This window comes from Bacillus sp. Nf3 (genome assembly GCF_003028545.1).
GTDB classification, from domain to species: Bacteria; Bacillota; Bacilli; order Bacillales; family Bacillaceae; genus Bacillus; species Bacillus safensis.
In genome coordinates this window covers 256,913-280,912 of record NZ_PYUA01000004.1, presented here as the reverse complement: position 1 = coordinate 280,912, position 24,000 = coordinate 256,913, and the positions used below count along the sequence as shown (strand labels likewise).

33 protein-coding genes and 1 riboswitch are annotated in these 24,000 nt (G+C 42.2%); of the genes, 13 read left to right on the top strand and 20 right to left on the bottom strand.

Going from position 1 to position 24,000, the window contains the following annotated elements; translation table 11 throughout:
* The first annotated feature begins 1 nt into the window (after nucleotide 1).
* Nucleotides 2-436, top strand: coding sequence for a GNAT family N-acetyltransferase (locus C9414_RS14315; protein ID WP_039177857.1), 435 nt, complete (start codon nucleotides 2-4; stop codon nucleotides 434-436).
* 82 nt (nucleotides 437-518) lie between these two features.
* Here the strand turns inward: C9414_RS14315 and C9414_RS14310 are convergent, their stop codons facing one another.
* Nucleotides 519-776, bottom strand: coding sequence for a hypothetical protein (locus C9414_RS14310; RefSeq protein ID WP_003210759.1), 258 nt, complete (start codon nucleotides 774-776; stop codon nucleotides 519-521).
* A gap of 126 nt (nucleotides 777-902) precedes the next feature.
* Here C9414_RS14310 and C9414_RS14305 point away from each other — a divergent pair, with 126 nt between their 5' ends.
* On the top strand, nucleotides 903-3,215 hold the full coding sequence (locus C9414_RS14305; RefSeq protein ID WP_107163873.1) for a UvrD-helicase domain-containing protein: 2,313 nt from the start codon (nucleotides 903-905) through the stop codon (nucleotides 3,213-3,215).
* A 16-nt stretch (nucleotides 3,216-3,231) separates the two neighbouring features.
* Here C9414_RS14305 and spoVIF read toward each other — a convergent pair whose 3' ends face one another.
* The 5 genes from spoVIF to C9414_RS14285 form a co-directional block, all read right to left on the bottom strand.
* Nucleotides 3,232-3,489, bottom strand: coding sequence for a sporulation-specific transcription regulator SpoVIF (gene spoVIF, locus C9414_RS14300; RefSeq protein WP_008348417.1), 258 nt, complete (start codon nucleotides 3,487-3,489; stop codon nucleotides 3,232-3,234).
* Between the two features lie 138 nt (nucleotides 3,490-3,627).
* Nucleotides 3,628-3,765 carry a YjcZ family sporulation protein gene (locus C9414_RS14295; RefSeq protein ID WP_024426457.1) on the bottom strand — a complete coding sequence of 46 codons (138 nt, stop codon included), beginning with the start codon at nucleotides 3,763-3,765 and terminating at the stop codon, nucleotides 3,628-3,630.
* Between the two features lie 84 nt (nucleotides 3,766-3,849).
* On the bottom strand, nucleotides 3,850-4,071 hold the full coding sequence (locus tag C9414_RS14290; RefSeq protein WP_025093421.1) for a hypothetical protein: 222 nt from the start codon (nucleotides 4,069-4,071) through the stop codon (nucleotides 3,850-3,852).
* Between the two features lie 90 nt (nucleotides 4,072-4,161).
* Nucleotides 4,162-4,290, bottom strand: a complete 129-nt coding sequence (locus tag C9414_RS20555) for a hypothetical protein (protein WP_254967544.1) — start codon at nucleotides 4,288-4,290, stop codon at nucleotides 4,162-4,164.
* A gap of 71 nt (nucleotides 4,291-4,361) precedes the next feature.
* Nucleotides 4,362-4,712 (bottom strand): DUF1360 domain-containing protein, encoded by a 351-nt coding sequence (locus C9414_RS14285; protein WP_047201814.1) that lies wholly within the window; start codon nucleotides 4,710-4,712, stop codon nucleotides 4,362-4,364.
* Nucleotides 4,713-4,879: 167 nt separating this feature from the next.
* Here C9414_RS14285 and C9414_RS14280 point away from each other — a divergent pair, with 167 nt between their 5' ends.
* From C9414_RS14280 to C9414_RS14260, 5 genes are all read left to right on the top strand, one after another.
* A complete protein-coding gene (locus C9414_RS14280; protein ID WP_224426357.1) occupies nucleotides 4,880-5,275 on the top strand; it encodes a spore coat protein in 396 nt (131 codons plus the stop codon).
* A 44-nt stretch (nucleotides 5,276-5,319) separates the two neighbouring features.
* Nucleotides 5,320-5,655, top strand: coding sequence for a hypothetical protein (locus C9414_RS14275; RefSeq protein WP_039183064.1), 336 nt, complete (start codon nucleotides 5,320-5,322; stop codon nucleotides 5,653-5,655).
* Between the two features lie 88 nt (nucleotides 5,656-5,743).
* Entirely contained in the window at nucleotides 5,744-6,247 is a 504-nt protein-coding gene (locus C9414_RS14270) for a spore coat protein (RefSeq protein ID WP_039177849.1), read from the top strand.
* 146 nt (nucleotides 6,248-6,393) lie between these two features.
* Entirely contained in the window at nucleotides 6,394-6,885 is a 492-nt protein-coding gene (locus C9414_RS14265; RefSeq protein ID WP_003211658.1) for a CotY/CotZ family spore coat protein, read from the top strand.
* Nucleotides 6,886-7,088: 203 nt separating this feature from the next.
* A complete protein-coding gene (locus C9414_RS14260) occupies nucleotides 7,089-7,532 on the top strand; it encodes a CotY/CotZ family spore coat protein (RefSeq protein WP_047201813.1) in 444 nt (147 codons plus the stop codon).
* Nucleotides 7,533-7,566: 34 nt separating this feature from the next.
* Here C9414_RS14260 and C9414_RS14255 read toward each other — a convergent pair whose 3' ends face one another.
* The 10 genes from C9414_RS14255 to C9414_RS14210 all read right to left on the bottom strand — a co-directional run bounded on the left by C9414_RS14255 (nucleotide 7,567) and on the right by C9414_RS14210 (nucleotide 16,574).
* Entirely contained in the window at nucleotides 7,567-8,241 is a 675-nt protein-coding gene (locus C9414_RS14255; protein ID WP_047201812.1) for a CotO family spore coat protein, read from the bottom strand.
* Nucleotides 8,242-8,355: 114 nt separating this feature from the next.
* Nucleotides 8,356-9,132, bottom strand: coding sequence for an enoyl-ACP reductase FabI (gene fabI / locus C9414_RS14250; RefSeq protein WP_039177844.1), 777 nt, complete (start codon nucleotides 9,130-9,132; stop codon nucleotides 8,356-8,358).
* Nucleotides 9,133-9,281: 149 nt separating this feature from the next.
* Complete coding sequence (gene thiD, locus C9414_RS14245) at nucleotides 9,282-10,088, bottom strand: bifunctional hydroxymethylpyrimidine kinase/phosphomethylpyrimidine kinase (RefSeq protein ID WP_107163872.1); 807 nt, start codon at nucleotides 10,086-10,088, stop codon at nucleotides 9,282-9,284.
* Between the two features lie 16 nt (nucleotides 10,089-10,104).
* Nucleotides 10,105-11,118: a thiazole biosynthesis adenylyltransferase ThiF gene (locus C9414_RS14240; RefSeq protein ID WP_107163871.1), complete on the bottom strand. Its 1,014-nt coding sequence runs from the start codon at nucleotides 11,116-11,118 to the stop codon at nucleotides 10,105-10,107.
* The gene (locus tag C9414_RS14235) at nucleotides 11,115-11,882 is read right to left on the bottom strand and encodes a thiazole synthase (RefSeq protein ID WP_107163870.1); all 768 of its coding nucleotides are present in this window, start codon (nucleotides 11,880-11,882) and stop codon (nucleotides 11,115-11,117) included. Before C9414_RS14235 ends, C9414_RS14240 begins: the two co-directional genes overlap by 4 nt.
* A gap of 4 nt (nucleotides 11,883-11,886) precedes the next feature.
* A complete protein-coding gene (gene thiS / locus C9414_RS14230) occupies nucleotides 11,887-12,090 on the bottom strand; it encodes a sulfur carrier protein ThiS (RefSeq protein WP_039177840.1) in 204 nt (67 codons plus the stop codon).
* Complete coding sequence (gene thiO, locus C9414_RS14225; RefSeq protein ID WP_107163869.1) at nucleotides 12,087-13,199, bottom strand: glycine oxidase ThiO; 1,113 nt, start codon at nucleotides 13,197-13,199, stop codon at nucleotides 12,087-12,089. Before thiO ends, thiS begins: the two co-directional genes overlap by 4 nt.
* Entirely contained in the window at nucleotides 13,183-13,800 is a 618-nt protein-coding gene (tenI, locus tag C9414_RS14220; protein ID WP_047201829.1) for a thiazole tautomerase TenI, read from the bottom strand. The genes thiO and tenI overlap by 17 nt, the downstream gene beginning before the upstream one ends.
* Nucleotides 13,775-14,485, bottom strand: a complete 711-nt coding sequence (gene tenA / locus C9414_RS14215; RefSeq protein ID WP_047201807.1) for a thiaminase II — start codon at nucleotides 14,483-14,485, stop codon at nucleotides 13,775-13,777. Before tenA ends, tenI begins: the two co-directional genes overlap by 26 nt.
* A gap of 78 nt (nucleotides 14,486-14,563) precedes the next feature.
* Nucleotides 14,564-14,673: riboswitch (TPP riboswitch) on the bottom strand.
* Nucleotides 14,674-14,732: 59 nt separating this feature from the next.
* Entirely contained in the window at nucleotides 14,733-16,574 is a 1,842-nt protein-coding gene (locus tag C9414_RS14210; protein WP_107163868.1) for a monovalent cation:proton antiporter family protein, read from the bottom strand.
* Between the two features lie 162 nt (nucleotides 16,575-16,736).
* Here C9414_RS14210 and prpE point away from each other — a divergent pair, with 162 nt between their 5' ends.
* Nucleotides 16,737-17,480 carry a bis(5'-nucleosyl)-tetraphosphatase PrpE gene (gene prpE, locus C9414_RS14205; protein WP_107163867.1) on the top strand — a complete coding sequence of 248 codons (744 nt, stop codon included), beginning with the start codon at nucleotides 16,737-16,739 and terminating at the stop codon, nucleotides 17,478-17,480.
* A 37-nt stretch (nucleotides 17,481-17,517) separates the two neighbouring features.
* Here prpE and C9414_RS14200 read toward each other — a convergent pair whose 3' ends face one another.
* The 4 genes from C9414_RS14200 to C9414_RS14185 all read right to left on the bottom strand — a co-directional run bounded on the left by C9414_RS14200 (nucleotide 17,518) and on the right by C9414_RS14185 (nucleotide 20,324).
* Nucleotides 17,518-18,414 (bottom strand): RluA family pseudouridine synthase, encoded by an 897-nt coding sequence (locus C9414_RS14200; protein WP_181286153.1) that lies wholly within the window; start codon nucleotides 18,412-18,414, stop codon nucleotides 17,518-17,520.
* Between the two features lie 17 nt (nucleotides 18,415-18,431).
* Nucleotides 18,432-19,232, bottom strand: a complete 801-nt coding sequence (locus C9414_RS14195; protein WP_039177835.1) for an NAD kinase — start codon at nucleotides 19,230-19,232, stop codon at nucleotides 18,432-18,434.
* Between the two features lie 63 nt (nucleotides 19,233-19,295).
* Entirely contained in the window at nucleotides 19,296-19,925 is a 630-nt protein-coding gene (gene yjbM, locus C9414_RS14190) for a GTP diphosphokinase (protein WP_039177834.1), read from the bottom strand.
* A 33-nt stretch (nucleotides 19,926-19,958) separates the two neighbouring features.
* Entirely contained in the window at nucleotides 19,959-20,324 is a 366-nt protein-coding gene (locus tag C9414_RS14185; RefSeq protein WP_024425029.1) for a UPF0738 family protein, read from the bottom strand.
* A 236-nt stretch (nucleotides 20,325-20,560) separates the two neighbouring features.
* Here C9414_RS14185 and C9414_RS14180 point away from each other — a divergent pair, with 236 nt between their 5' ends.
* From C9414_RS14180 to C9414_RS20260, 5 genes are all read left to right on the top strand, one after another.
* Entirely contained in the window at nucleotides 20,561-21,139 is a 579-nt protein-coding gene (locus C9414_RS14180; RefSeq protein WP_099663159.1) for a CYTH domain-containing protein, read from the top strand.
* Nucleotides 21,140-21,160: 21 nt separating this feature from the next.
* On the top strand, nucleotides 21,161-21,928 hold the full coding sequence (locus C9414_RS14175; RefSeq protein ID WP_107163866.1) for a lytic transglycosylase domain-containing protein: 768 nt from the start codon (nucleotides 21,161-21,163) through the stop codon (nucleotides 21,926-21,928).
* A gap of 275 nt (nucleotides 21,929-22,203) precedes the next feature.
* Nucleotides 22,204-22,602 carry a globin domain-containing protein gene (locus C9414_RS14170; protein WP_008355333.1) on the top strand — a complete coding sequence of 133 codons (399 nt, stop codon included), beginning with the start codon at nucleotides 22,204-22,206 and terminating at the stop codon, nucleotides 22,600-22,602.
* Complete coding sequence (locus C9414_RS14165; protein ID WP_041089848.1) at nucleotides 22,599-23,510, top strand: ClpXP adapter SpxH family protein; 912 nt, start codon at nucleotides 22,599-22,601, stop codon at nucleotides 23,508-23,510. The genes C9414_RS14170 and C9414_RS14165 overlap by 4 nt, the downstream gene beginning before the upstream one ends.
* A gap of 295 nt (nucleotides 23,511-23,805) precedes the next feature.
* Complete coding sequence (locus C9414_RS20260; protein ID WP_047201803.1) at nucleotides 23,806-23,979, top strand: hypothetical protein; 174 nt, start codon at nucleotides 23,806-23,808, stop codon at nucleotides 23,977-23,979.
* Nucleotides 23,980-24,000 lie beyond the last annotated feature (21 nt).

The window sequence follows — 24,000 nt, the reverse complement described above, 5'->3', positions numbered from 1 at the left end:
TTTGAAAACAGTCATCGCAACAGAACAAACACAACGAGAAGATGCATATTACGTTCGAAAAGAAGTATTCGTCAAAGAACAAGAAGTTCCAGTAGAGATCGAAATAGATGAACTAGAGGACAAAGCCACCCATTTTGTCATTTACAATGATGACAAAAAGCCTCAGGCGGCCGCTAGACTGCGGATCATTGAGGGATCAAAGGCAAAGCTAGAAAGAATTTGTGTGTTAAAAGAGGCGCGCTCCTTCGGCCTTGGCCTTAAGCTATTAGAGGCGCTAGAAACAGAAGCAATTGCTAATGGAGCAAAAGAAGCGGTGATGCATGCCCAAGTCCATGCGCTTCCTTTCTACGAAAAGAAAGGCTACAAAGCGGTTTCTGAACCGTTTGAAGAAGCGGGAATCACCCATGTCAAAATGACAAAAACACTGTCTGTTTGACCAAAAGAAAAGCCAGAGCATTCAAGATGCCCTGGCTTTTTCTTTTTCATTATCGTTCGCCAATGGAAGAAAGCGCAATCATTTATATATACGTATTGATATGAACGCCTTTTCCTTCCTCCATAAACATATCTCGTACAAAGCGTTCCCGCTTTTTTTGCTGTACTTTCGTTTCCGCTTCTGTCACTAAGTCCTCTTTTTTCTCCAGCTCTCTGTAAATCTTGTCATGAAAGGTGCGAGTAACCTTTGTTACTTTCGCGTAGTCTTCTTTATCCTGAGGAGCTGGACGATTGATATATTGAAAATACAGATCCGGCTGAATCGGGGCTATATATCCCATCAAGAACGCCTCCTTTGCTTCTCTCTTACTCTACTATTCCCTAATTATGACTGTTTGAAACACGCCTCATTTGATATGATTAGATGTGTTTCATTTTAAGATTGATTGACTATTGGAGGACTAGCTTTGAAATGCGCACGACGACATGATCGAACGATCTCATTACATACGTATTCGAGAGAACATTATCAATTCCTCCATGACGAGGGAAAAAAAGGACAATTATTCTGCCCATATTGCGGACAACCGGTCTTTTTTAGATTAAATATACATGATGAACCTGCCTTTATTCATAAGCACATGTCTCAGCAAGAGATTTGTGAACAAGCTGAAGAACAAGCAGATCATAATCAAACGGCTGAACAAGAGGAAAAGGCTTCCTATAAAGAACTTGGCGGCTTCCGTTTTCCAACCGGCAAACAGATCATCTCGCAAACTAGCGAATCATATGACTGGCAGGAACCAAAGTCGATTCAATTTAGCGACGCCTTACATTTAGAAGAGAATGAACAAGTTCATACGATCGACCTCTTCCCGCATATCACCTTTAGCACACCGCAGCTTCAAGCTGTCACACATTTAGATGGTCCGATGCTTGTGCTAGCTGGGGCCGGCAGCGGGAAAACAAGAGTCCTGACGGCTAGAGCGGCTTATCTCATGTCCCATCATCATATTCCTGCTCACCATATTTTACTCGTAACTTTTACTACAAAAGCGAGCAATGAGATGAAAGAAAGACTGCGCAAGCAATACCAGCTTCATCCTTCACAAGCCAGCCAAGTGGTGACAGGCACCTTCCACAGTCTTTTTTATAAAATGCTGCTTCACGATGACGCAAATAAATGGAACGGCCAGCATCTGATCAAGTTTGACTGGCAAAAGGAGCAATACATTCGAAAAGCCATAATGAATGAAGGACTTGATGAGAAAGACTACCCTACTGATCAAGTGCTGCAATCCATCGGCTATTGGAAAAATGCCTTTTTACCAGGTGAACTTCCTGATTTGAAGGATGAAAAGGAAAAACACATGTGGACGATCTATCAATCATATGAACAACAAAAACGAGATCATCAGCAATTTGACTTTGATGATATGGCGATTGCCTGCTTACATATGCTGACAGAACAGCCTGAACTGTTAAAACGGTATCAAGAACGATTCCAGTATATTTTAGTGGATGAATTTCAGGATATTAATCCAGTGCAATATCGCTTGATTCAACTTTTAGCCGGAGAATCAGAGCAGTTATTTTGTGTAGGGGACGATGATCAAGCCATTTACGCATTTAGGGGTAGCAATCCTGCTTTCATCCTTGAGTTCAAACAGGATTATCCTTCGGCTCAGATCGTCCATTTACATGCGAATTACCGCTCTCATCATACAATTGTCGCAAGTGCAGATGCGATTATTAAGAAAAATCAGCATCGTTATGAGAAGACGTTAAAAGCCGTTCGGGCGGAGAAAATTCCGCCGACGCTCTTTTATCCATATGATGAAGAAGAGGAAGCGACGATGATTGTCGCAGATATTCAGGAGAAAATTAAAAACGGCGCAAAGCCGAATGACTTCTGCGTGCTGTTTCGTACGAATACAGGCGGCCGTGCGATTTATGAACGGCTGCATCAATCGGCCATTCCGTATGAAACGGATGCTGGCGTCAAAGCCTTCTACAGCAGACGAATTGTTCGGGTACTCCTCGCCTTTCTTTCCTTAAGTCAGGATGCAGATGATGTGACCGCCATGAAACAGCTGCTGCCGGTTTTCTTTTTAAAGCAGCAAACGCTGAATACACTAAAGGCACTGACCATCACAGAGGATTGTTCAATGGTAGATGCGCTCGGAAAGCTGACAGATATACAGCCGTTTCAACGGAAAAAGCTGCAATCAATCGTTCCTTTGTTCCGAACGTTACGAACATTAAAGCCATCGGACGCGGTGACATTTATTGAACAAAAGATGGGACTCGGTGATTACTTAAAAAAACGGGTGAACGATACGAATGTACTTGAAAAAGGGACAGATGATGTACGTGATGTGAAAACAGCTGCCAAACGCTTTGAAACGATTGAAGTCTTTCTCGCACATGCCGAACATATGAAATCTGCCGAAAAGGAAAAAACAGATGAACCCGGTGTTCAGCTCATGACGATCCACCGCGCAAAGGGACTCGAATTCCAGACAGTATACATCACTTGTGTAGTCGATGGAGCACTGCCTCATGATTTCTCACTGGATGAACTCAGAAACGGTGATGAAGAAGCGCTGGAAGAAGAGCGCCGTTTATTATACGTGGCCATGACAAGAGCTGAGCAATCTCTTTATCTGTCTGTTCCTTCATTTAGACGAGGCAAAACGGCTCATCGTTCTCGCTTTTTGTATCCTCTTCTAAAGAAAAACCGTGAATTATTTACGCAAAAACAACAGGCCCCCCTTTAAACGGAGAGCCTGTTGTTTATTTTTTGTTATTCATCATTTTAGCGATTGTATTGAAATCAAGCTTTTCTTTTCCACTTGTAATCGATTGAACGATTTTGTCTTCCATTTCTTTAGGTACACGTTTGTTCGCAAGCTGCGCTACTTTTTTAATGACACCTCGAACGGTATTCTCATCTTTAAAGTTGGCATTTTGCAAAGAACCTGCAAGTTTAAACACATCATTCATATTCACACCGGTTTTGTTTTCTACGCTTTTAAAGAATTTATTATCCATTCATTTGCCTCCTCTTTGTGGAGTAATCACCTTACTATATGAAAATAGGCGGGATATGTGCCTATCCTAAAACCTTGTTTGACCAAAGAGAAAGGAAAGCAAAAGGCTTCCCCCTTGCTTCCCTCACCTTCTTACTTTTTAGTAGTTAAAGAAAGAAGCACCAACGATGATTAGAAGGATGAAAAGCACGACAACAAGAACAAATGTTGATCCATATCCGCCGCCGTAGCCACCACCGTAGCCGCCGCAAGAACCGCCACCGTAACCGTAACTCATATTTAAGCACCTCCTCTTCTCCCTTACAAAGTATGAAAAATGCAAGAAATGGTTTGGACGATCACATAAAAAAGTGCGGAATTTTTATTTCTGCTGTTTAAAGACGTAATCTGCCTCTGTATGACGCATCATGAATGCTTCTGTTTCTTTCGCAAAAGCCTCCATCTTCACGCCAAATGCTTTTAAGTGCTCCTCAAGATCATGCGCTTTATCCGATAGATCCATTTCAGCCTTTTCGTGCGCTTGTTCTTTCCCATCATGGGGTTTAGTGAACAAGGAACCGATTAATTGTTCGAATGCATCCATTCTGGTCACCCCTTCTCTCTTACATATGCACCACTCAAAAAAAGGGCAACAAAAAAACCGGATAAATCCGGCTTTTGTTTTTCTCTTCTATTATTGAGGTTTCTTTTTGTTTCCACAGCCGCAGCCAGTTTTCTTGATTTTTTTCGTATATACAGATTGTTGATTTGACTGCGCTGGATAACCTTGAAGCATATGTGACGGCGTTTCAGTTGGTTTCATCGCAACCCTTCCTTTCCTGTTCCATGATAGTATATGCATTTATTGAAAGCGTGTCTGATCAGAATGCCTGTTTATTTCACAAGCTTCGAGACGACCGTTTCAATGATGCCTGCTGCTGCGGCAATCGCTAATAGTAAATTAAGCCACATGCTGATGACAGGAAAAAGTATGTATATCAGAAGTAAGGCAGCAGTGCACCACATGCCAGTACACCAATAACAGCTTAACAGTTCTCCAACCCAAGACCGCAGCCCTTCACCTTTAATGATGATATATGTTTCGACCTCACCTTGTTCATTTACCTCTTCCTGTTCTTCATGAAATAGACGGCGGAATGGCGCAGTAATGGTATCAAACACAATCAGTCTCGTCAGTCTAAAGGATGCGAGGGCAAACACGACAAATGACAAAGCACCGCTCAGAAGCCTCCACCTCCTTCTTTCTTCTTTTTCCGTCCTTTCTTTATATATGCAAGAAAAAAGACCGTCATGATGAATCGAGCGGAAATAAAATTGGGTTGTACTTTTTCACACTTTCCGATTCCACCTTGAGTCCTTGCTGCATTAAATAATGTATAGATAAGAAAGGAGTGAAAGTATTGTCTATTGAAGAAAGTGCTGAAATATTATATACACAACTGTTAAACGAATTAATCAGCAATTATGACGATTTCATTGAGATCAAAGATTCCGAAAATGTCACAATTCATAAAACAGATGTAACAGCTGCACTCTCCCTTCAAGCGACCGTAACGACAATCATTACTCTTTTAATCCAAATTCTTGTACCAGACGATGAATTGGCTGCTGACATCACAGATCAGCTTTTAGCTGTGCAACAAGTGGAAGTCCAAAAGAAAACTGTGATTCAAATCATCAACTGTTATAACATTACGATTACATTATCAGATGCATCCATTATGAACTCCGTCCAAATCCTCACTCAAACATTGAATGTACTCTTAGTAGAAGCCGGCATTCTTTGACCCTTTCTTTTTCTAACATGACGTATGAAAGAGGTGAAATCATCGTGGCTGAAGAGAACGAAAAAAAGGAGTTTCAAATCAATACGGATATTGATCCATTAACAAGTCTTCTTGTCAGTGATGTGTTAAACAAAAACAATATCACTGATGATCAGAAAGCAAAAATTTCAGATGATCAAAGAAAAATGATTTTGAAATTAGTCGAGGACTTACAAAAGAAAGCAAATGATTTCGTAGAACAGCAGCAGGAGAAAAAAAGGCAGGCTGAGGCAGCAAAACAGCCAGAAGAAGTAGTGCCTGAACCAAAAGTACGTCCAAATCGAAATTCACTTCGAAATCGTATTCAGCAGCGTCGTAATGCGCAGCGTAATAACGATTAAATAAAAATGGGTTGCCTGCTAGGGTAAATGCCCGAGACAAAACAACGCATTCCAGCATTTAATAAAGTAAACGGAAGGAGGAATAGAAATGGATTCTAAACCATATTCTTGGGTCGCTCTAGATCGTAACTGTTCACACCACGGACACCACAGATACCACGAACACCACGACGATTGCAACTATGAAAGAAAAGCACTTTGTGACGATTATTATGATGACGAAGATGTCTTACAAGATTTGGATCAAGTAAGCTTCACAAAGCAGACATCTGAAGAGGTCATTATCGTTAGGGACTCTTGTGACATTAACGTATCTTCTGTCGATGCACAGGTTGCAGCATCTATCCAGGTAGCGATTCAAACAGCGATCATCACCATTACAAACATCTCAATCGCAGACGGTGATTTGGCAGACCGCGTCACGCAGGATCTCTTACAAGCTGCTACTCACAAACAAACAAACCGCCAAAAACTTGTCATCGAAAATTCAAGAAACGTTACAGTATCTACAATCGATGCGGACATCTCTATCGCAATCCAAACACTTACACAAACTCTTGTTGCGACAATCGTTGCAATCGGTATCCTCTAATGTCCAAAAGCAGAGCGAAAAGCTCTGCTTTTCCTTTTATAAAAATACAGCAAATATAAATGGTCATTTACCCACACCAACTAGAGGGCGCATACATATGTTGTTAAGGACTAAAGTCAAATACCTTGTTAAAGGAGCTGAAATCCATGAGCTGCGGAAAACACCATGGCCGACATGATGAAAACTGTGTATGCGATGCGGTTGATAAGATTTTAGCAGAGCAGGAAGCTGTAGAAGATAAATGTCCTACGAGCTGCTACAGTAATTTATTAAGCCCAACAGTTTCTGGAAAAGATACAATTCCGTTTTTACTTTTTGATAAAAAGGGCGGGTTGTTCTCTACTTTCGGAAACATCGGAGGATTTGTTGACGATTGCCAATGCTTCGAATCTATTTTCTTCCGGGTTGAAAAATTACACGACTGCTGTGCTACGTTATCTGTATTAAGACCTGTTGATGTACACGGACATACGCTAAGCGTGTGTCACCCTTGTGACCCTGACTTCTTTGGTCTAGAAAAAACGGACTTTTGTATTGAGGTTGATTTAAACTGCTTCTGCGCAATCCAATGCTTAAACCCAGAGCTTGTCGACAGAGTCATGCCATCAAAAGATAAAAAGCATCATCACCACGGCTAAATCAACAGGCCGCTCATCTAACTTGTCATGAGTCAAAGCATCCCCTTCCTTACGAATGACAGCCAATTATGCGGAGCAGTCGGCATAAGTAGCGACCGCTTCCGCATTGGTTAAAAGTAGATGCACGAACCGGCAAAGATAGCTTGTAGATGATAACAGTGCTCAAACACTCAAACAAATTTCCTAGTATAGGAGGGTTGAATATGAGCCGCAAACATTCATGGAACTGTGTAACAGAGGCTGTTGAAAACATTAGCGACTTACAAAATGCTGTCAAAGAAGATTGCCCGACCAGCTGTTACAGCAATCTCCTTTCTCCATCACATTCATTAGGTGACACTGTCCCGTTTGTTCTCTTTACATCCAAATCAAAACCATTCGTCGCATTCGGAAATGTCGGAGAAGTAGATCCAGGCCCTTGCTTCAGCACTGCATTTTTCAGAGTCGAACATATCTGTGATCACTGTGCAACACTCAGCTTGCTTATCGCATTTGACAAAGACCGTCATATTTTAGATTTTACAGATAAAGATTCCTTATGTGATGTGTTCCGATTAGAAAAATCGAAGTATTGCGTTGAAGTAGACCTTGACTGCTTCTGCGCTATCGAGTGCCTAAACCCAAGACTCATCAACCGTAACTGCTAACAAAAAAAGTCCCTATATGGGACTTTTTTCTTTGTTAAAAACCAAGCGGGTGGATGGAAGAAATCTCAGCAATCACTAATTCGACTGGATTTCCCCCGCCTGCTGTACGAATGATCACAGTATCATCTTTTCGATCCATGATGATTCCTCTATATGTTTTACCATCAGCTTCAATCAGACAAAGAGCTCTTGGCATATTATGAGGCAGCCTTGTGAGAAAATCGACTTTTTCATCAATACTCATCTGACTTAAAGGCTTTTTCACTCGTTTTCTTCTTGGTTCTTCTTTTGTTTCATGAAAGACACCTTCTGGCTGGTTCCCCTCTTCTTGCTTTTGTATGAGCTCTGGTTCCTGTATGTTCTCTTGTTCCTGTGTAAGCTCGGTTTCTTGTGTATTCTGTTGTTCCTGTGCATGCTCAGCCTCTTGTGCGATATCTCGTTCTTCTGTAAATTCGGCTTCTTGTTTTATATCTCGATCTTGCTGAAGTGCAGGCGGCTCGGCTTCTTTTTTCTGCTCTATTTCTTGAACCGCAGGCTCCTGCTGCGTGCTTTCTTCGATCTCGCCTTTTGCATTGTGATCACTTTCTGACTGTTTTTCTGATTTTTTTCGCTTTCTCACAATATTTTGCATGGCCGGCTTTGATTCATGATAGCTCGGCTGAACAATATACATCAGCGGCTTTTGATTCTCATCACCTTTATTTGACATACTAATCCCTCCCGAATGATTCATTCCTTATATATATGAACGGAGGGCTCAAATCAGAAGAAAAATAAAAAAACAGCATACCCTTCATCGGTATGCTGCAAGTCATGTATTCGTTTAGCGGGCAATGATATGGAAGCCAGAATCAACATGCAGATTCTCACCTGTCATGCCGCGAGATAGATCACTGAATAAGAATAGAGCTGTATCGCCAACTTCTTCAGGAGTCGTTGTACGGCGAAGCGGTGCACGCTCTTCAATATCTTTCAGAATGGTATTAAAGCCGCTGATGCCTTTTGCAGATAACGTACGAATTGGACCAGCAGAAATACTGTTCACGCGGATGCCTTCTGCGCCTAAATCAGCTGCTAAATATTTCACACTTGCTTCAAGTGATGCTTTCGCTACACCCATTACGTTGTAGTTAGATACAACACGCTCTCCGCCTAGGTATGTAAGCGTCACAATGCTTCCACCCTCTGTCATTAATGGACGTGCTGCTTTTGCTACAGCAGTTAATGAGTATGCACTAATGTTGTGCGCCAAAAGGAAACCTTCACGATTCGTGTTCAAGTATTCGCCAACAAGCTCTTCCTTGTTTGCAAATGCAATGGCATGCGCAACGCCATGAATGACTTGTACTTTTTCTTTAATTTCAGCAAAACATTTTTCGATTTCTTCATCACTTGTCACATCACACGGAAGAATAATTGAATCATCACGCTCAAGTGTGCTTGCAAGCTCTTTTACCGATTCAGCAAGGCGATCTCCAACATAAGTAAAAATCAAACGAGCTCCAGCTTCATGAAGTGAGCGGGCAATTCCCCATGCGATGCTTCGTTTATTGGCAACACCCATCACCACGATATTACGGCCTTCTAAAGAAAAGTTCATATGTAATAAAGCCTCCTATTTTTTCAAGACATAGTATTAGTACCTGATCATAATATTATCACAGATCATAAGAGAATGACAATTTCCTCTGAAAGAAAGTTTCATTTTCGCAAAAAAACCGCCTTCACAAGGAAGACGGTTCGATTCCCTTAACGTTTGATTCTGTTTTGCTGATAAGCAAAATGATTCGTAGGCCCGTGTCCAGATCCAATTCGTAAAGGGAATTTGATCGCTTCATGGACAAAGGTTTCTGCTGTTTCAAAGGCTTCCTTTATCGAATAACCTTTCGCAATTTCAGCTGTTAATGCTGCTGCAAACGTGCAGCCTGTGCCATGTGTATGTGGTGTATCAATATGTTCATTTGTGATTTCAATAAAGCCTTTTCCATCATACAGCAGGTCGGTAATCATCCCATCAGATGGACCATGGCCGCCTTTGATCACAACATGTTTCGTTCCGAGCTCATAAAGGCGCTCTGCTGCCAGATAGCGATCCTCTTTCGTCTGAATACGTAAACCTGATAGTACTTCTGCCTCAGGAAGATTCGGCGTTACAGCATAGCTCACAGGCAGCAAGTGTGTTTTCATCGCAGCGACCGCATCTTCATTTAATAAAGAGGCTCCTCCTTTTGCGATCATGACTGGATCTACAATCAGCTTCATATTATATTGAACCGTTTTTTCAGCTACGATCTTGATCATGTCTGCACTCCACAGCATCCCTGTTTTGACGGCATCTGGCAGTAAATCTTCTGCCACTGCATCTATTTGACGCTCTAACGCCTCAATTGAAAGCGGATATATCCCATGAACACCTAGTGTGTTTTGCGCAGTTATCGCTGTGATTGCAGACATTCCATACACACCGAGCTCCTGAAAAGTTTTCAAATCGGCCTGAATGCCTGCTCCGCCGCCAGAATCAGAACCTGCGATTGTGAATGCTTTTTTGATCGTCATTTCTTCACACCTCTCATTAGCCAATCCATTGATGATAAATCGTTCTTGCTTTGGCAATATCATTGGTTCCATGAACAAGCGCTCTGCCATCTTTAAATAAGACAAGCTTAAATTCATCCTTTTGACATGAAAGCAAATATGGATTTTCAAGCACATCCATCCCTGCTTTCTTTAACCGAAGAGCTACTTCATGTAAAGGTGGCGGTGTTTCTGCTGCACTGCGGATTTGTACCGTATTGCGGCCGCATAGTACATCTGCCTTCGCTCTCTTGTCATATGAAAGAAATGGATAAGTCTTCAGTCCACAGCTTGGACATTGCTTCTTCTTTAAAGACGCGACCGACCGAATGTCAGATCGTTCATTTTTCCATAAATCGAAGGATTTTAATATTGGCGTCACTTGATGTCCTGTTAAATATTTAAGTGCATCTGCCACTTGATATGCGGCCACCTGCTGCACAACTGGACTAATGATACCTGCTGTATCACAAGTCATACCTTGTGCAGGTAAATGTTCAAGCAGACAGTGTAAACACGGCGTCTCACCAGGAATCACAGTAAATTGAATGCCATAACTGGCTACACAGGCCCCATAAAGGAACGGAATTTGATGTTTGACAGCAGCATCATTTGCAATCATTCTTACCTCAAAATTATCCGCTGCATCGACAATGATCGAAGCCCCGCTGACCAGTTCGTCAATATTGTGAGCAGTCACATCAATCACGATTCCTTTGACGTCAACGTCACTGTTTACTTGCTTGAGTCTTTTTTCAGCCGCCACAGCTTTTGGCAGCCGATCCTTCACGTCTTGCTCCGTGTAAAGCTGCTGGCGCTGAAGGTTGCTCCATTCAATATAATCTCGGTCCAAAATGGTGACAGATCCAACGCCGGCACGAACAAGCATTTCTGCACTAGCCGTTCCAAGTGCCCCCGCTCCAATAATGACCGTCTTTGAGTCATTTAGCCGCTTTTGTCCCTCTGTTCCAATTGGCTGAAAAAGCTCTTGGCGTGAATAACGAGTGCTCAAAATGAAGGCATTCCTTCCTGTGGACTGCTCGCTGTCCCATAGTTTTTCAGCGGAATACGTCCTGCCTCATAGCCTAGTCTTCCTGATTCAATCGCCAGTTTCATTGCTTTTGCCATTTTCACAGGATCCTTTGCACCAGAGACTGCGGTATTTAGTAATACTGCGTCAGCTCCAAGCTCCATCGCATAAGCTGCATCTTTGGGAGAACCTACGCCAGCATCAATAATGACCGGCACCTTCGCCTGCTCGATAATAAATGAGAGATTCAGAGGGTTTAGTAAGCCTTGGCCTGAACCAATCGGAGAAGCACCTGGCATGATGGCGTGGACACCGAGTTCTTCTAATTTTCTTGCGAGCACCACATCATCAGAAGTATATGGCAGCACAATAAATCCTTCTTCGAGCAGCATTTCAGATGCTTTTAATGTTTCAACTGGATCTGGCAAAAGAGACCTTGAACAGCCAATGACTTCTACCTTGATCATGTCACACAGACCAGAAGCCTTTGCTAAACGGGCAATACGCACTGCCTCTTCTGCTGTACTTGCACCAGCTGTATTCGGAAGCAGTGTATATCTTGATAAATCAAGCTGCTCCAGAAAATTAGGCTGAGATGGTTCGAATATGTTCATTCTTCTGACAGCAAAGGTTAAAATTTCGGCTTCCGATACGTTCACCGCTTCTTTTTGAACCTCAAATGATGGGTACTTCCCTGTTCCGAGTAATAGTCTTGATGTGAATGTTTTTCCGCCAATGTGCAGCATTGGATCATCCTCCTCCTACAAAATGAACGATTTCAATCGTGTCATTTGGTTGAATGACTACTTGTTGAAACGCTTCTTTATCAATGATTTCTTGGTTCTTTTCAACGATCACCACACGGTTTTCAAGCTGATAGGCTGATAGAAGATCATAGATCGTTCCATTCTCTTGATCGAAGTCAACGATTCTGCCATTCAATTGAATCTTCATACGAATAGTGCCTCCTTTCGTCCAATACGAAATGCGTGAAGCCATTCCTCTTTGACCGGTTTGTCTAATATGAGATCACGAATGATTTCTCCAGTAATCGGCGCAAGTAAAATGCCATTCCTGTAATGCCCTGCAGCAAAAAGAATACGCTTGTCTTCGGGATGTCTTCCGATATAGGGGTGCCGATCGTTTGTCGCCGGACGAAGGCCTGCCCAGCACTTTTCAATCGGCATCTCTTTAATAGAAGGCATCAGCTGAGACGCCTTTTGAATCACAGCTTCCATGCCACCAAGCGTTGGAACAGCCTGCCACTCGTTTGGCTTCATCGTTGCACCGATAACAAGCTTTCCACTATCTCGCTGAACGATATAACAATGATCATGATAAATGGTGTGTGCGAGCGCCGGACCATTATTCCATACAGACACACATTCCCCTTTTACTGGATAAAGAGAATGCGATAATCCGAGCTCTTCAAAAAAACGGCCAGACCATACACCACTTGCGACTGTCAGGTCATCACATGTGAATGTGCCCTTCGGTGTTCTGACAGTTAACACTTCTTTGCCCCGCTTCACTTCGATCACAGGTGTACACTCTTTCACATCTGCTCCGTAGCGGACCGCCGCCTGCCACAAAGCCCTGCATACAGCGTAAGGCTCCACATGCACATCCTCTTCAATCAAACCTGCTCCCAGCATGTGATCTGTGACTTGAGGCATGTATTTTTTTACGTTGCTTGCGTCAAGCCACTTAAACGTAGACAAATGCTGCATCCGGCAAAGGGCCTGCTTCTCTTCTTCTGTAAAGGCGACCTTCATGATGCCGCCTGCTGAAGTCCGAATATCAATACCTGATTCATGCAAAAGATCGACCTTTAATTTTTCGTATAATGCCTGGCTTGCTCTGCCTGCCTGAAAGAAAATATCCTCATGCCCCTCTCCTTCAGCATGTGCACCGAGCATCCCGGCAGCCGCACTTGTCGTTTGCTTCCCTATCTCATTCGCTTCAAATAAGACCACCTGTTTTCCTGCTTTTGCAAGGTGATAGGCGATTGACATCCCTATGATTCCACCACCAATGATTGCAACGTCATAATGCTTTTTCATAAGGATTCTCCTTTACCTCTTCAGAAAATGCTTGTGCCATCATACGTGGCTGATGATGAGCAAAAATCCCAGACATGACAGCGATTCCTTTCACATGAGCGTGTTTCAATTCTGAAACTCGTTCTGGGGTCATCCCGCCGATGGCCACCACTGGAATTGTTAGTGCAGTAGTCAGTTCTTTCACAAGCTGTACACCTCTTGCCTGAAGTCCTGGTTTACAAGAGGTGGCATATACGTGCCCAAACATGACATACTCTGCTCCATTTTTCTCTGCTGCTTTCGCTTCTTCTATCGAATGGACGGACACCCCTGCATGAAGGTGAGGGAATTTTCTTCGCAGCTCCTTCGGCGAAAAGCTATGACCCGGAAGATGCACCCTGTGAATATTGGTTAGCAGCGCCACGTCTACTCGGTCATTGATCACGAGCTTTTCTTTCGGTACACCTTCTAAAAGGAGATTCTTCACGAGATCAACAAGCTCACCTGCTGTTTTAGACCGTTCCCGAATATGGATAAAATCCACTTCAGACGCAATAGCTTTTATTTGTTTGATCAGTTCACCCGCAGGAAGCGAATCATTTGTCACTGCGTGGAGTTCCATTTGCACCAACCCCATCTAAGCATGCTGTTTGCCACAATTCTTTTTGATACGCCATCTCCCAAAAGTGATATTCGTAGTAGCTTGAAATCACAAAATTTTCTTTCATATTGGCGCGTACATGTTCTGGTGCTTTTTCTGCTAGTTCATCAAAGCGGTTCACCTGTTCGAAAACGAGTTCCTTAAACCAATCGCCTCCATATGTCAAAATCCATTCTTGGTAAATTGGATGGTCAGGTGTTGTTTGTTTCAGCTTTTCACCTACCTCATAATAGAGCCAGTAACACGGTAATAACGCGGCTAAAATCTCTTCAAACCGTCCGCTTTTTACAGATCGATACATATGAGAGGTATACGCATAAGCAGTCGGGGAAGGCTTAAAGTTCTCAATGGCTTCATCAGAAATTTGCAGAAGCTCTGTAAATTTCCTATGCAGCGACAGCTCTGCTTCGTACGTGCCCTGGGCATGATACGCCATTCTGCCCGTCGTATGTAAGTCCTCACTAATCGCCGCTCCATATGCCTGCACCTTTGCAAAATGAGTTAAATAATACGAATCCTGCATCACGTAATAGGTGAAACGATCGAGTGAAAGTGTGCCATCCCCAATCCCTTTGACAAAAGGATGCGTAAAGCTTCCATTCCACCATGTTGCTGCAGCCTTTTTACATTCTGTTGAAAACGTCATGTTCCTCTCCTCCTGTTTTTCCATATAAAAAAGCCACTTTCCGCGTGGAAAGTGGCTTGGAATTTGTAAAAAGCATAGTCAAAAACCGCACCACTTCCCTACGCAGGTATGAACCTGTTCAGGTAATGAGGGTCTAAAAGTCGACACTTTTATCTCAGCCCTTTTAAAGGACTCCCCTAGTGGATCAAATATATGATGTTGTACCTCTATCTTAATCAGGAATTGTTCATTGGTCAAGGGTTCATTGTCATTCTAATTGGGCTCTTAGTCCTGCTACATACTCCCGGGAGCCCGATACAAGCACACGGTCGCCGCTTCTAAGGGTCGTATCTCCATGCGGTACTAAGCTGTCTACCCCTCTGAAAATCCGGACAAATACCAAATCACCGGTGAAAGGAAATTCTCTCAGCATGACATTATGATAACGATGATTGTTCATTTGAATTTGATACAAAGAAGAATCCTCATTTGTTAACAAACGAATCGCATCAGGTGCTTCAATCAAAGCTCTTAGCACTGTTTTAGATGAAAGGAAAGTAGAAAACGTATCAATGCCTGCTTCTTTCAATGTCAGCTCTGCCTCAGCTTTGTTGACACTTGCAATGACTTGTTTTGAACCTTCTTCTTTTGCAAATAAAGCAATTTCCTTATTTTTTGTCTCACTGCCTGTTGCGACGACAAGGACATCCTCTTGGCCGACGCCTGCCTTTCTCAGCGTCTCATCGTCGTATTGTTCAATTGATTCGACTTCAAAGATAGAGTCTGCCAGCAGTACTTCCTTATTTTCTTGAAACACATGCAAAATCCGAATGTCATATTCATCCTGATGCAAATCAAGTGTGACAGGTAAGGTCAGCTGATTTGCACCAATAAAGGTCACACGCTTCTTATAGCTCGCCGTTTGTTCTTTTTTAAAGAGCGCTTTAAACCAAACAGGTGTTAAAATACTCGTTAGCACAGCAACTAAAATCAGCGCTCCAGACATTTTATGATCAATGACACCGAGCCGCTCACCAATCGTCGCAGCTGCAATGACGAGAGATAACGTTGAAGTTAATAAAAAGCCGGAGCCGATGACCTTATTCATGTCATACCATTTTTTCAAATAAAGAATTGGGATGAGTTTACTTATAAGCAACGCAATAAACAGCAGCGGAATCATGATCATAATCGTCGGGTCCTTAAACAGTGCCCATATATTCAGATCCACTCCGACCATCACAAAAAAGATCGGAATTAAAAAGCCGTAGCCAAATGAGTCCAGCTGCTGAACGAGCTCTTTATTTGGTGAAAGAAGGGACACAAGCACGCCAGCTAAAAACGCCCCAAGAATATTTTCAGCCCCGAGTGATTCAGATAAGGCAACTAAGACTATAATGAGAGTAAAGATTGCCCTTGTCCCAATTTGCACGGTTCCTTTTGACATTGACTGAAAAATTGACTTTGTCTTAAATACGCGGCCAAATAAATAAAGAAGAATGCCTGCAGCAAATAATAAGAGCAGGAGCCACATGTTCCCTGTTCCATCTCCATAAATGGAGGAAAACACTGCAAGTAAAATCATCGTGACCAAATCAGCAATGACAGCTACAAGCAGAATGATTTGACCGATATTCGTCTGCATCAACTTTTCCTCTTTTAAGGTTGGAACCACTACGCCTAATGAGATGGTAGAGATAATGAGCGTCATTAAAAAGGCATTTTGGATAAACCCTGCGAGTACAAACGCATAGGACAGGATAAAAGAAATACAAAATACCCCAAGAAAAATAATGGTGGCTGCTTTAAATGTATTTGGTTCTTTTAAACCATTTGGAAGTTCTCGTGCTTTCTTCTTTGACTCAAAAGAAGAAAAATCTATTTCAAGTCCACTTAAAAACATCAGAAAAATAAAACCGAGCATGGATAATGTATCTAACCACGCATCATGTTCGACAACCAGTTGAAGACCGCTTTTCCCAATGATGAGCCCCATAATGATTTCAGCTACAACGACCGGAATGGTCAGCTTAAATCGGTGCAATAAAATAGGGGTGAAAAAGGCGACAATAATAACGACAACGAGTGATGAAACAGATGTATGCTCCATTGGCTAAAGCCTCCTAACATTCATGTTTAATTTTATAAGTCTTACGTTAAAGGATTGATTCTAACAATTGCCCAAATGAAATGAAAGCCATTCGTTATATTTTCTAAAATTCAAACTTCTTTATATCCGACGAATGGATGAAAAAAATCAGGAGGAAACCTTATGAAATTCGATATCATTGGCGATATCCACGGCTGCTACGAAGAGCTGCTTACCCTCATACACAAACTAGGATACGAACTCAAACATGGATTACCCGTCCATCCTGATAAGAGAACGCTGGCCCTTGTTGGTGATTTAACAGATCGAGGGCCTCAGTCAGTAGACGTCATGCGATTTGTCATTCATGCCTATTCACACGGCGCAATCCGCTATGTACCTGGCAACCATTGCTTTAAGCTTTATCGCTATTTAAAAGGGAATCCCGTCAAATTGCTTCATGGCATCGAAACGACAGTGAACGAAATGAAAAAACTGCCAACTCATGAACAAAACAAATTGTCACATGAATTTAAGCAGTTATTCGAGAAGGCTCCGCTTTATGATGTACTCATTCCTGATGAGCTGATCATTGCACACGCAGCGATGAAGGAAAAGGATATTGGAAAAAAGCCGAATAAACAGATGCGGTCCTATTTATTATTTGGTGCCGTCACAGGAGAAACATGGCCAGATGGGCGGCCTGTTCGCAAGGACTGGGCAAAGGAATATCACGGAAAACCGTGGATTGTGTACGGCCATACACCTGTGAAAGAACCTCGATTCGTTGGCAGAACCGTCAATATTGATACAGGCTGCGTATTTGGCAACAAACTGTCTGCCCTCACATACCCTGAGCTTAAAACGGTCTCCGTCTCCTCATCTATGCCTTATGACGATTCAAGATTTCAGCATTTCACATTATAAAAAAACCCGGCCCTGCGCTGCAGGTGACCGGGTTTATCTAATTAAAAAGCAAGGATTTCATATCATCAGGAAGCGGAGCTGAAAATGTCATTTGCTCACCTGTCATCGGATGAGGAAACACAAGGGTTTCACTATGCAGTGCCTGCCGGTCTATTCGCTCGGCCCTTCCGCCATACAGCGTATCTCCGATGAGCGGATGCCCAAGAAATTGCATATGCACACGAATTTGATGTGTTCTCCCGGTTTCAAGCGAGAGAGACACATCCGACATATTCAACTCAGCGATTACCGCTCGCACGGTATAATGCGTCACTGCCTCCTGCCCAGTATCATCAACCATCCGCTCGATGATACTATCCCCTTTTCGGGCAATTTTTGCAGCGATGGTTCCATGTTTTTCTGTGATCATGCCATGTGTAAACGCTCTGTATGTTCGCTTAACCGCTCCACTCTTTTGCGCCTTAGATAAAAGGCTGTGGGCAAAGCGATGCTTCGCCACAAGCATAACGCCAGATGTATCACGATCAAGACGGTTCACTAAATGAACCGTATGCCGAACAGACTGCTTGGCATAATGGTGCAGTAATCCATTCGCAATACTGTGCTCGGGGTGCTCCCGAGAAGGGATCGAAGGAATATACGGCCTTTTATTCAGCACAAGGACATGCTCGTCCTCAAATATAATATCAAGCGGAATCGGTGCAGGCTTCAGCCCTTCACTCACTTTTTCCTCGGGAAATAAAATGGTGAGCCTGTCCCCTTCATACAGCTCATATCTCACGGTAACATGCTCTCCATTAATGAGGAGGTCACCGCCATCAAACTTAATATCCGTCAGCATTCTTTTCGAAATGCCAAGATCAATTAAATATTCCTTTAAAAGCAGCCCTTCTTCTTTGGCTGTCATGGTTTTGTTTAACGTAAAGTATTCCAGCGGGAACAACCTCTTTCTTATTCTCCTTTTCCGATAAAGGAATCTTGCACCCTTTTCCAAAACGGAAACGGTCTAAATCTAGCAAAACGGACATTCTCATCTGCCACCCGGCATTGAATGGATTTGACGTCTTTATGAAGCAGCGTCAAATGATCAATCGTCACCTGAAAATCGACATCATTCCTCGGCTTAATCACACAAGTATGGTGGTCAGGCAAAATAAGCGGTGAACCGACCGTCCGAAACACTCTGTTGTTGATTGAAGCCATTTCTGCCAGCTGAATGGCTCTAATGGAAGGATGAATAATGGCGCCTCCAAGTGCCTTATTATAGGCCGTACTGCCTGATGGAGTAGACAAACAAAGGCCGTCACCTCTGAATGTTTCAAACAGCTGGCCTCTGATTTCAACATCTGCCACAAGTGTCCCTTCCATGCTTTTAATCGTACATTCATTCATTGCTAAATATTTCTCTTCTCTGCCGCCGTCGTTGTATCTGACAATGACCTCTAAGATCGGATATTCCACAATATGATAAGGCGTTTTCGCAATGGCTAAGACGAGTTTTTCAATTTCACTCGGCACCCAGTCAGCATAGAAGCCAAGATGACCTGTATGAACACCGACAAAGGCTGTTTCATTCAGACGGTTGCTGTAGCGGTGAAAGGCATAAAGAAGGGTGCCGTCTCCACCAACCGTAATGACAAGATCCGGTTCCTCTTCATTTAGTTCCATGCCAAAATCCAATAAGTAGGTCTGAATTTTACTTTTGAGCGTGTCAGATACAGAATTCCCTTTTGAAGAAACTGCAAATTTCATGAATTCTTCTCCTTTTTCACCTTGCTGCTATGAGAGGGCAGCATCATATTTGATCAAACTGGCTCAGCTGTCGTTTTTCTTTTTCCGGGAAAATGCCACTTGTGCTTCTTGAATTTCCCCTCTAATTTCGGACATTTCTTCATCGAGACGAGATGCTGCCTCAGATGCTCTTTGAAGGCGCAGCTTGACCTTCTCCGGGATATTCCCACTATATTTATAATTCAGAGAATGCTCAATGGTCGCCCAAAAGTTCATCGCAAGCGTACGAATTTGGATTTCGACAAGGAGCTGCTTCTCTCCGTTGATCGTTTGCAGCGGATATAACACAACAAGGTGGTAAGAGCGGTATCCGCTTTCTTTATGTTCTGCAATATAGTCGCGTTTATCTACAACCACAAAATCTTTACGTGACTGGAGCATTTTTTTCACGACTTGTATATCTTCTACAAACTGGCACATAATGCGAAGCCCAGCAATATCCTGCATCGTTTCAATCTCATGCATCGGGATGTTTTTACGCTTTGCCTTTTCTAATATGCTGGCAACGGGTTTCACTCGGCCTGTGACAAATTCTACTGGTGAATGGTCATCCTCGAATTCATACAGCTTTCGAATGCCTTTTAGTTTCACTTTTAATTCTTCGACTGCTTGTTTATACGGTGCGAGGAATTGATCCCATTGTTTTTTGTCCATGAAACTTCCCCCAATTCCATATACCTAATTATTTCAGAGGAATGTGCTTTTCACTTTCTCTTCCATATCTCCGTAATTGGCATTGTCTTTAATATTGTCGATTAAATAATGTAATTCCTGTTGAAGCTGAATGAGTTCCAGCGAATATTCATCCGATGCCAAATAGACAGGGATGTCACGATTCATTGCTTCTTTTAATGGAGCCCATGTATGTTCCCCTAAAATAAGATACGAAAAGGACTCCTCGGTTTCAAGTATGTAAACGAACGCAAAGTGATCAGAATCAACAAGCATTTGTCCTGATGCTTTTGCTTTTTGGATTTGCTCTTCTGACTGGATTGTCAAAATCAGCCTGTCTTCTTTTAAAGTTGCTTCTGTGATTTCAATTCTGTTTTGCATCATGATCTCCTTTACAACAAAGTACAGCTTTATTTTATCATATCAAGTTCAATATTGATAAACCGAACTTTTGGAGAAAATCCTGTTTTTCTCTTTTAAATGATCCTTTCCTACGATTCTTCATTCAATTTGGTCCACGCCTAAAGAAAATAAAGAGAAAAAAACAGTCTTTTACATGGTGAACACACTTCATGTACAATAATCATATTTCCTCTAAATGAAAGGTTGATGTCAAAATGGCACAGGAAATTGAAATAGAACTAAAACAATTATTAATGAAAGAAGAATTTGAACAGCTGAAACTGCATTTTCAATTGAAGGATGCGGATTTCCACACGCAAACCAACTATTATTTTGATACACCTCAATTTGATATAAAATCTCAATTGGCTGCATTAAGAATGAGAGAAAAAAACGGTCAATGGGTGCTCACATTAAAAGAACCGCACGAAATAGGCTTGCTTGAAACCCATCAAACGATCGATCCCCCATCACAACTTAACGATTTTGAGCTGCCAGAAGGTGAAGTTGCGGACAGATTAGCCCACCTGAACATTCAAAAGGATCAAATTGTGTACTTTGGTTCACTTGAAACGTCAAGAGCAGAAAAAATGATCAAAGAAGGCTTAATTGTTTTGGATCACAGCCGATATTTAACAGTAGAGGACTATGAACTTGAATTTGAAGTGAGCGACCTGGAAATCGGACAAGCCGCTTTCTCCGCATTGCTCCGCAAATTTCATATCCCAGTACGAAACACGAAAAACAAAGTCGTTCGTTTTTATGAAGAAAAAATGAAAACACAGAATAGATGAATTCCTTGAAGGAGGAACATGATGAACGTTAATCAACTTCAATCCTTTATGCAGCTTCAAGCGCTTAAAACGTTACAAATAGATCCAGCACAAACGCAAATGTCTGCGGGTCAAGAATCGAATGCCCAAGCTTCATTTCAGTCGCTGCTGCAAGATTTTTTAGGCGGATCAGAATTATCACGTCTCCCGCTATCCATTTCTGCTTTTATGGGCACGGACCCATCAACGGCTCCGAACACGCAATATGCGCGTACAAACCCATATTTATCTGCGATTGCCGGCAGTGATCAGCTTGAGGCTCAATCTTTGTATGCAAATGACAATCAATTAAATACAGCGAATGGCATTGGAAATGTCTTAAACAACAGCTACACACCGCCGCTTCAAAAAGCTGTCTCCAGCGGCTCATCATCAAAAGAGATTAATCAAATCGTGTCACAAATGGCTCAAAAGCATGGGGTTCCCGAAAAGCTGATTCACGCAGTCATTAAGCAGGAATCCGGCTATCGCACGAATGCTGTCAGCCATGCAGGTGCGCTTGGTCTCATGCAGCTCATGCCATCTACAGCTAAATCACTTGGCGTCAACAATGCCTTTGATGCTGCACAAAACATTGAAGGCGGTACGAAGTATATAAAACAAATGCTTCAGAAATATAACGGAAATATCTCACTCGCCTTAGCTGCCTATAATGCAGGTTCAGGAAATGTAGATAAATACGGGGGCATCCCTCCATTTAAAGAAACACAAAATTATGTAAAGAAAATCACAGCCCAATATTTCGCTTAAACCGAAGAGAATAACCTCTTCGGTTTTTTGTATGTCGCTTTTCCCCCTTTTTTGACTGAATGTGTTATGATATGGTCAATTGATCACGGAACCCGCCCCACTCTTTATTTCGAGCAGACCAAAGCTGTTTGTTTGTGGAATTGAGATGAGGTTGTTAAAATAAGTACAAGAATAGAAACAATAAAATAGAACAAACTGAATATCACTTTTGAAATAAATGAAATGCGCAATAGGGTGAGTCATCCTATTAACTACGAGTAAAAGGAGTAGTCAACATGGTACAATCGTTTAACGCACCTTACGAAGCGGTTGGAGAGGAACTTCTATCGCAACTTGTTGATACTTTTTATGAAAATGTAAAGTGTCATCCTTTGCTTCATCCTATTTTCCCGGATGACTTAAAAGAAACAGCAAGAAAACAAAAACAGTTTTTAACGCAATATTTAGGCGGACCACCGCTTTATACAGAGGAGCATGGCCACCCAATGCTGCGGGCGAGACATCTCCCTTTTCCGATTACTGAGGAGCGGGCGGACGCATGGCTTGAATGCATGGAGGATGCAATGGATCAAGTAGGACTAACCGGCGATATTCGTGACTTTTTATTTGAACGGCTTTCTCTGACGGCTCGTCATATGGTCAACCAAACACCTGAAAAGGATGGACGATCTTGAGCTGCAATTCGCACGATCAATATTTCTCACACTGTCACGGACATCCTCAAAAGCCGATTGAAATCTATGTATTCATTGATCCTCTAAGCCCAGACTGCTGGTTATTAGAGCCATCCATTAAAAAATTGAAAATGAAATATGGCCGTTTTTTCACTTTACGAACGGTAACAAGTTCTAGTATTAATGCATTGAATCGGAAAAGAAAGAAACATTTACTGACTGAAGCATGGGGGAAATTTGCCACTAAAACGCAGACCAAAAAAGAACAAATGCTGTCTGAACAAATTGTGACATCACCCTACCTCGCCTCACTCGCATTAAAAGCAGCGGAGCTTCAAGGAAGAAAATGCGGAATGAAATTTTTGCGTCTCATTCAAGAATCGCTTTTTTGCCATCAGCAAGATGTCACAAGTGAGCAAGTGCTGATAGAAAATGCAAAAAGTGCTGGTCTGGACATCGAGGAATTCCAGCGCGACATTCATTCTCAAAGTGCGGTGAAAGCACTACAATGTGATATGAAAATTGCAGCTGAAATGGACGTATCTGAGCTTCCGACCTTCGCCTTTTTTAATACCGTAAATGGAGATGAAGGATTAAAAATTTCAGGTGCCTACTCTTATGATATATACGAGGAAATCCTTTTTGAAATGATTGGTGAAAAACCAACACCATCTGAACGGCCTCCAATTGAATGGTTTATTGCATACTTTCAATTTGCATCCGCAAAAGAGATAGCCGTTGTTTATGACCTGACGCTTGAAGAAGTTGAACGAGAAATGAAGAAGCTGGCTTTCGCTCAAAAGGTAGAACGTGTACAAGTGCAGCAAGAAATGTTTTGGCGTTATAAAGAGAATGACCACCATACAGATCTTGATGTATATCGCTGTGAAAATGAACATGGGTGCTGACCCATGTTTTTTCTTTACTCTAAAAAGGAACGTTTGTTCCATTTATAGACACGAAGAAACCGCGCCGGGATAAGCGCGGTTTCACTATGTCTTAACGACAACAAAGGGGATGGGAGAAATTTTTCACGGTCAAACAAAGGGGTAATGTTTGTATGTGATTAATTTCACATCTGTAGTATATCAAATTTTGTCGACTTATGACAACAGATATGCTAGATGTTCATATTTTTGTCACAAAACATAAGAGGGTTGTCACTTTCATATAGTGAAAGTAACAAAAAATGGGGGGATTTACATGCGCAGCACAACCATTGGACTTGTTGCCATTGGCTTATGTTTCTTTTTAAATATATTAGGCTTAATGAAAATGCTTCCTCTTTATGTGACGTCTCCACTCTTATTTGCTGCGATTCTTTTTACGCTTTACCGAATGAATCACCGTAAGACCTTTAGAGGTTTTAAAGGTTGATCATTAAAAAGGATTGGCCTC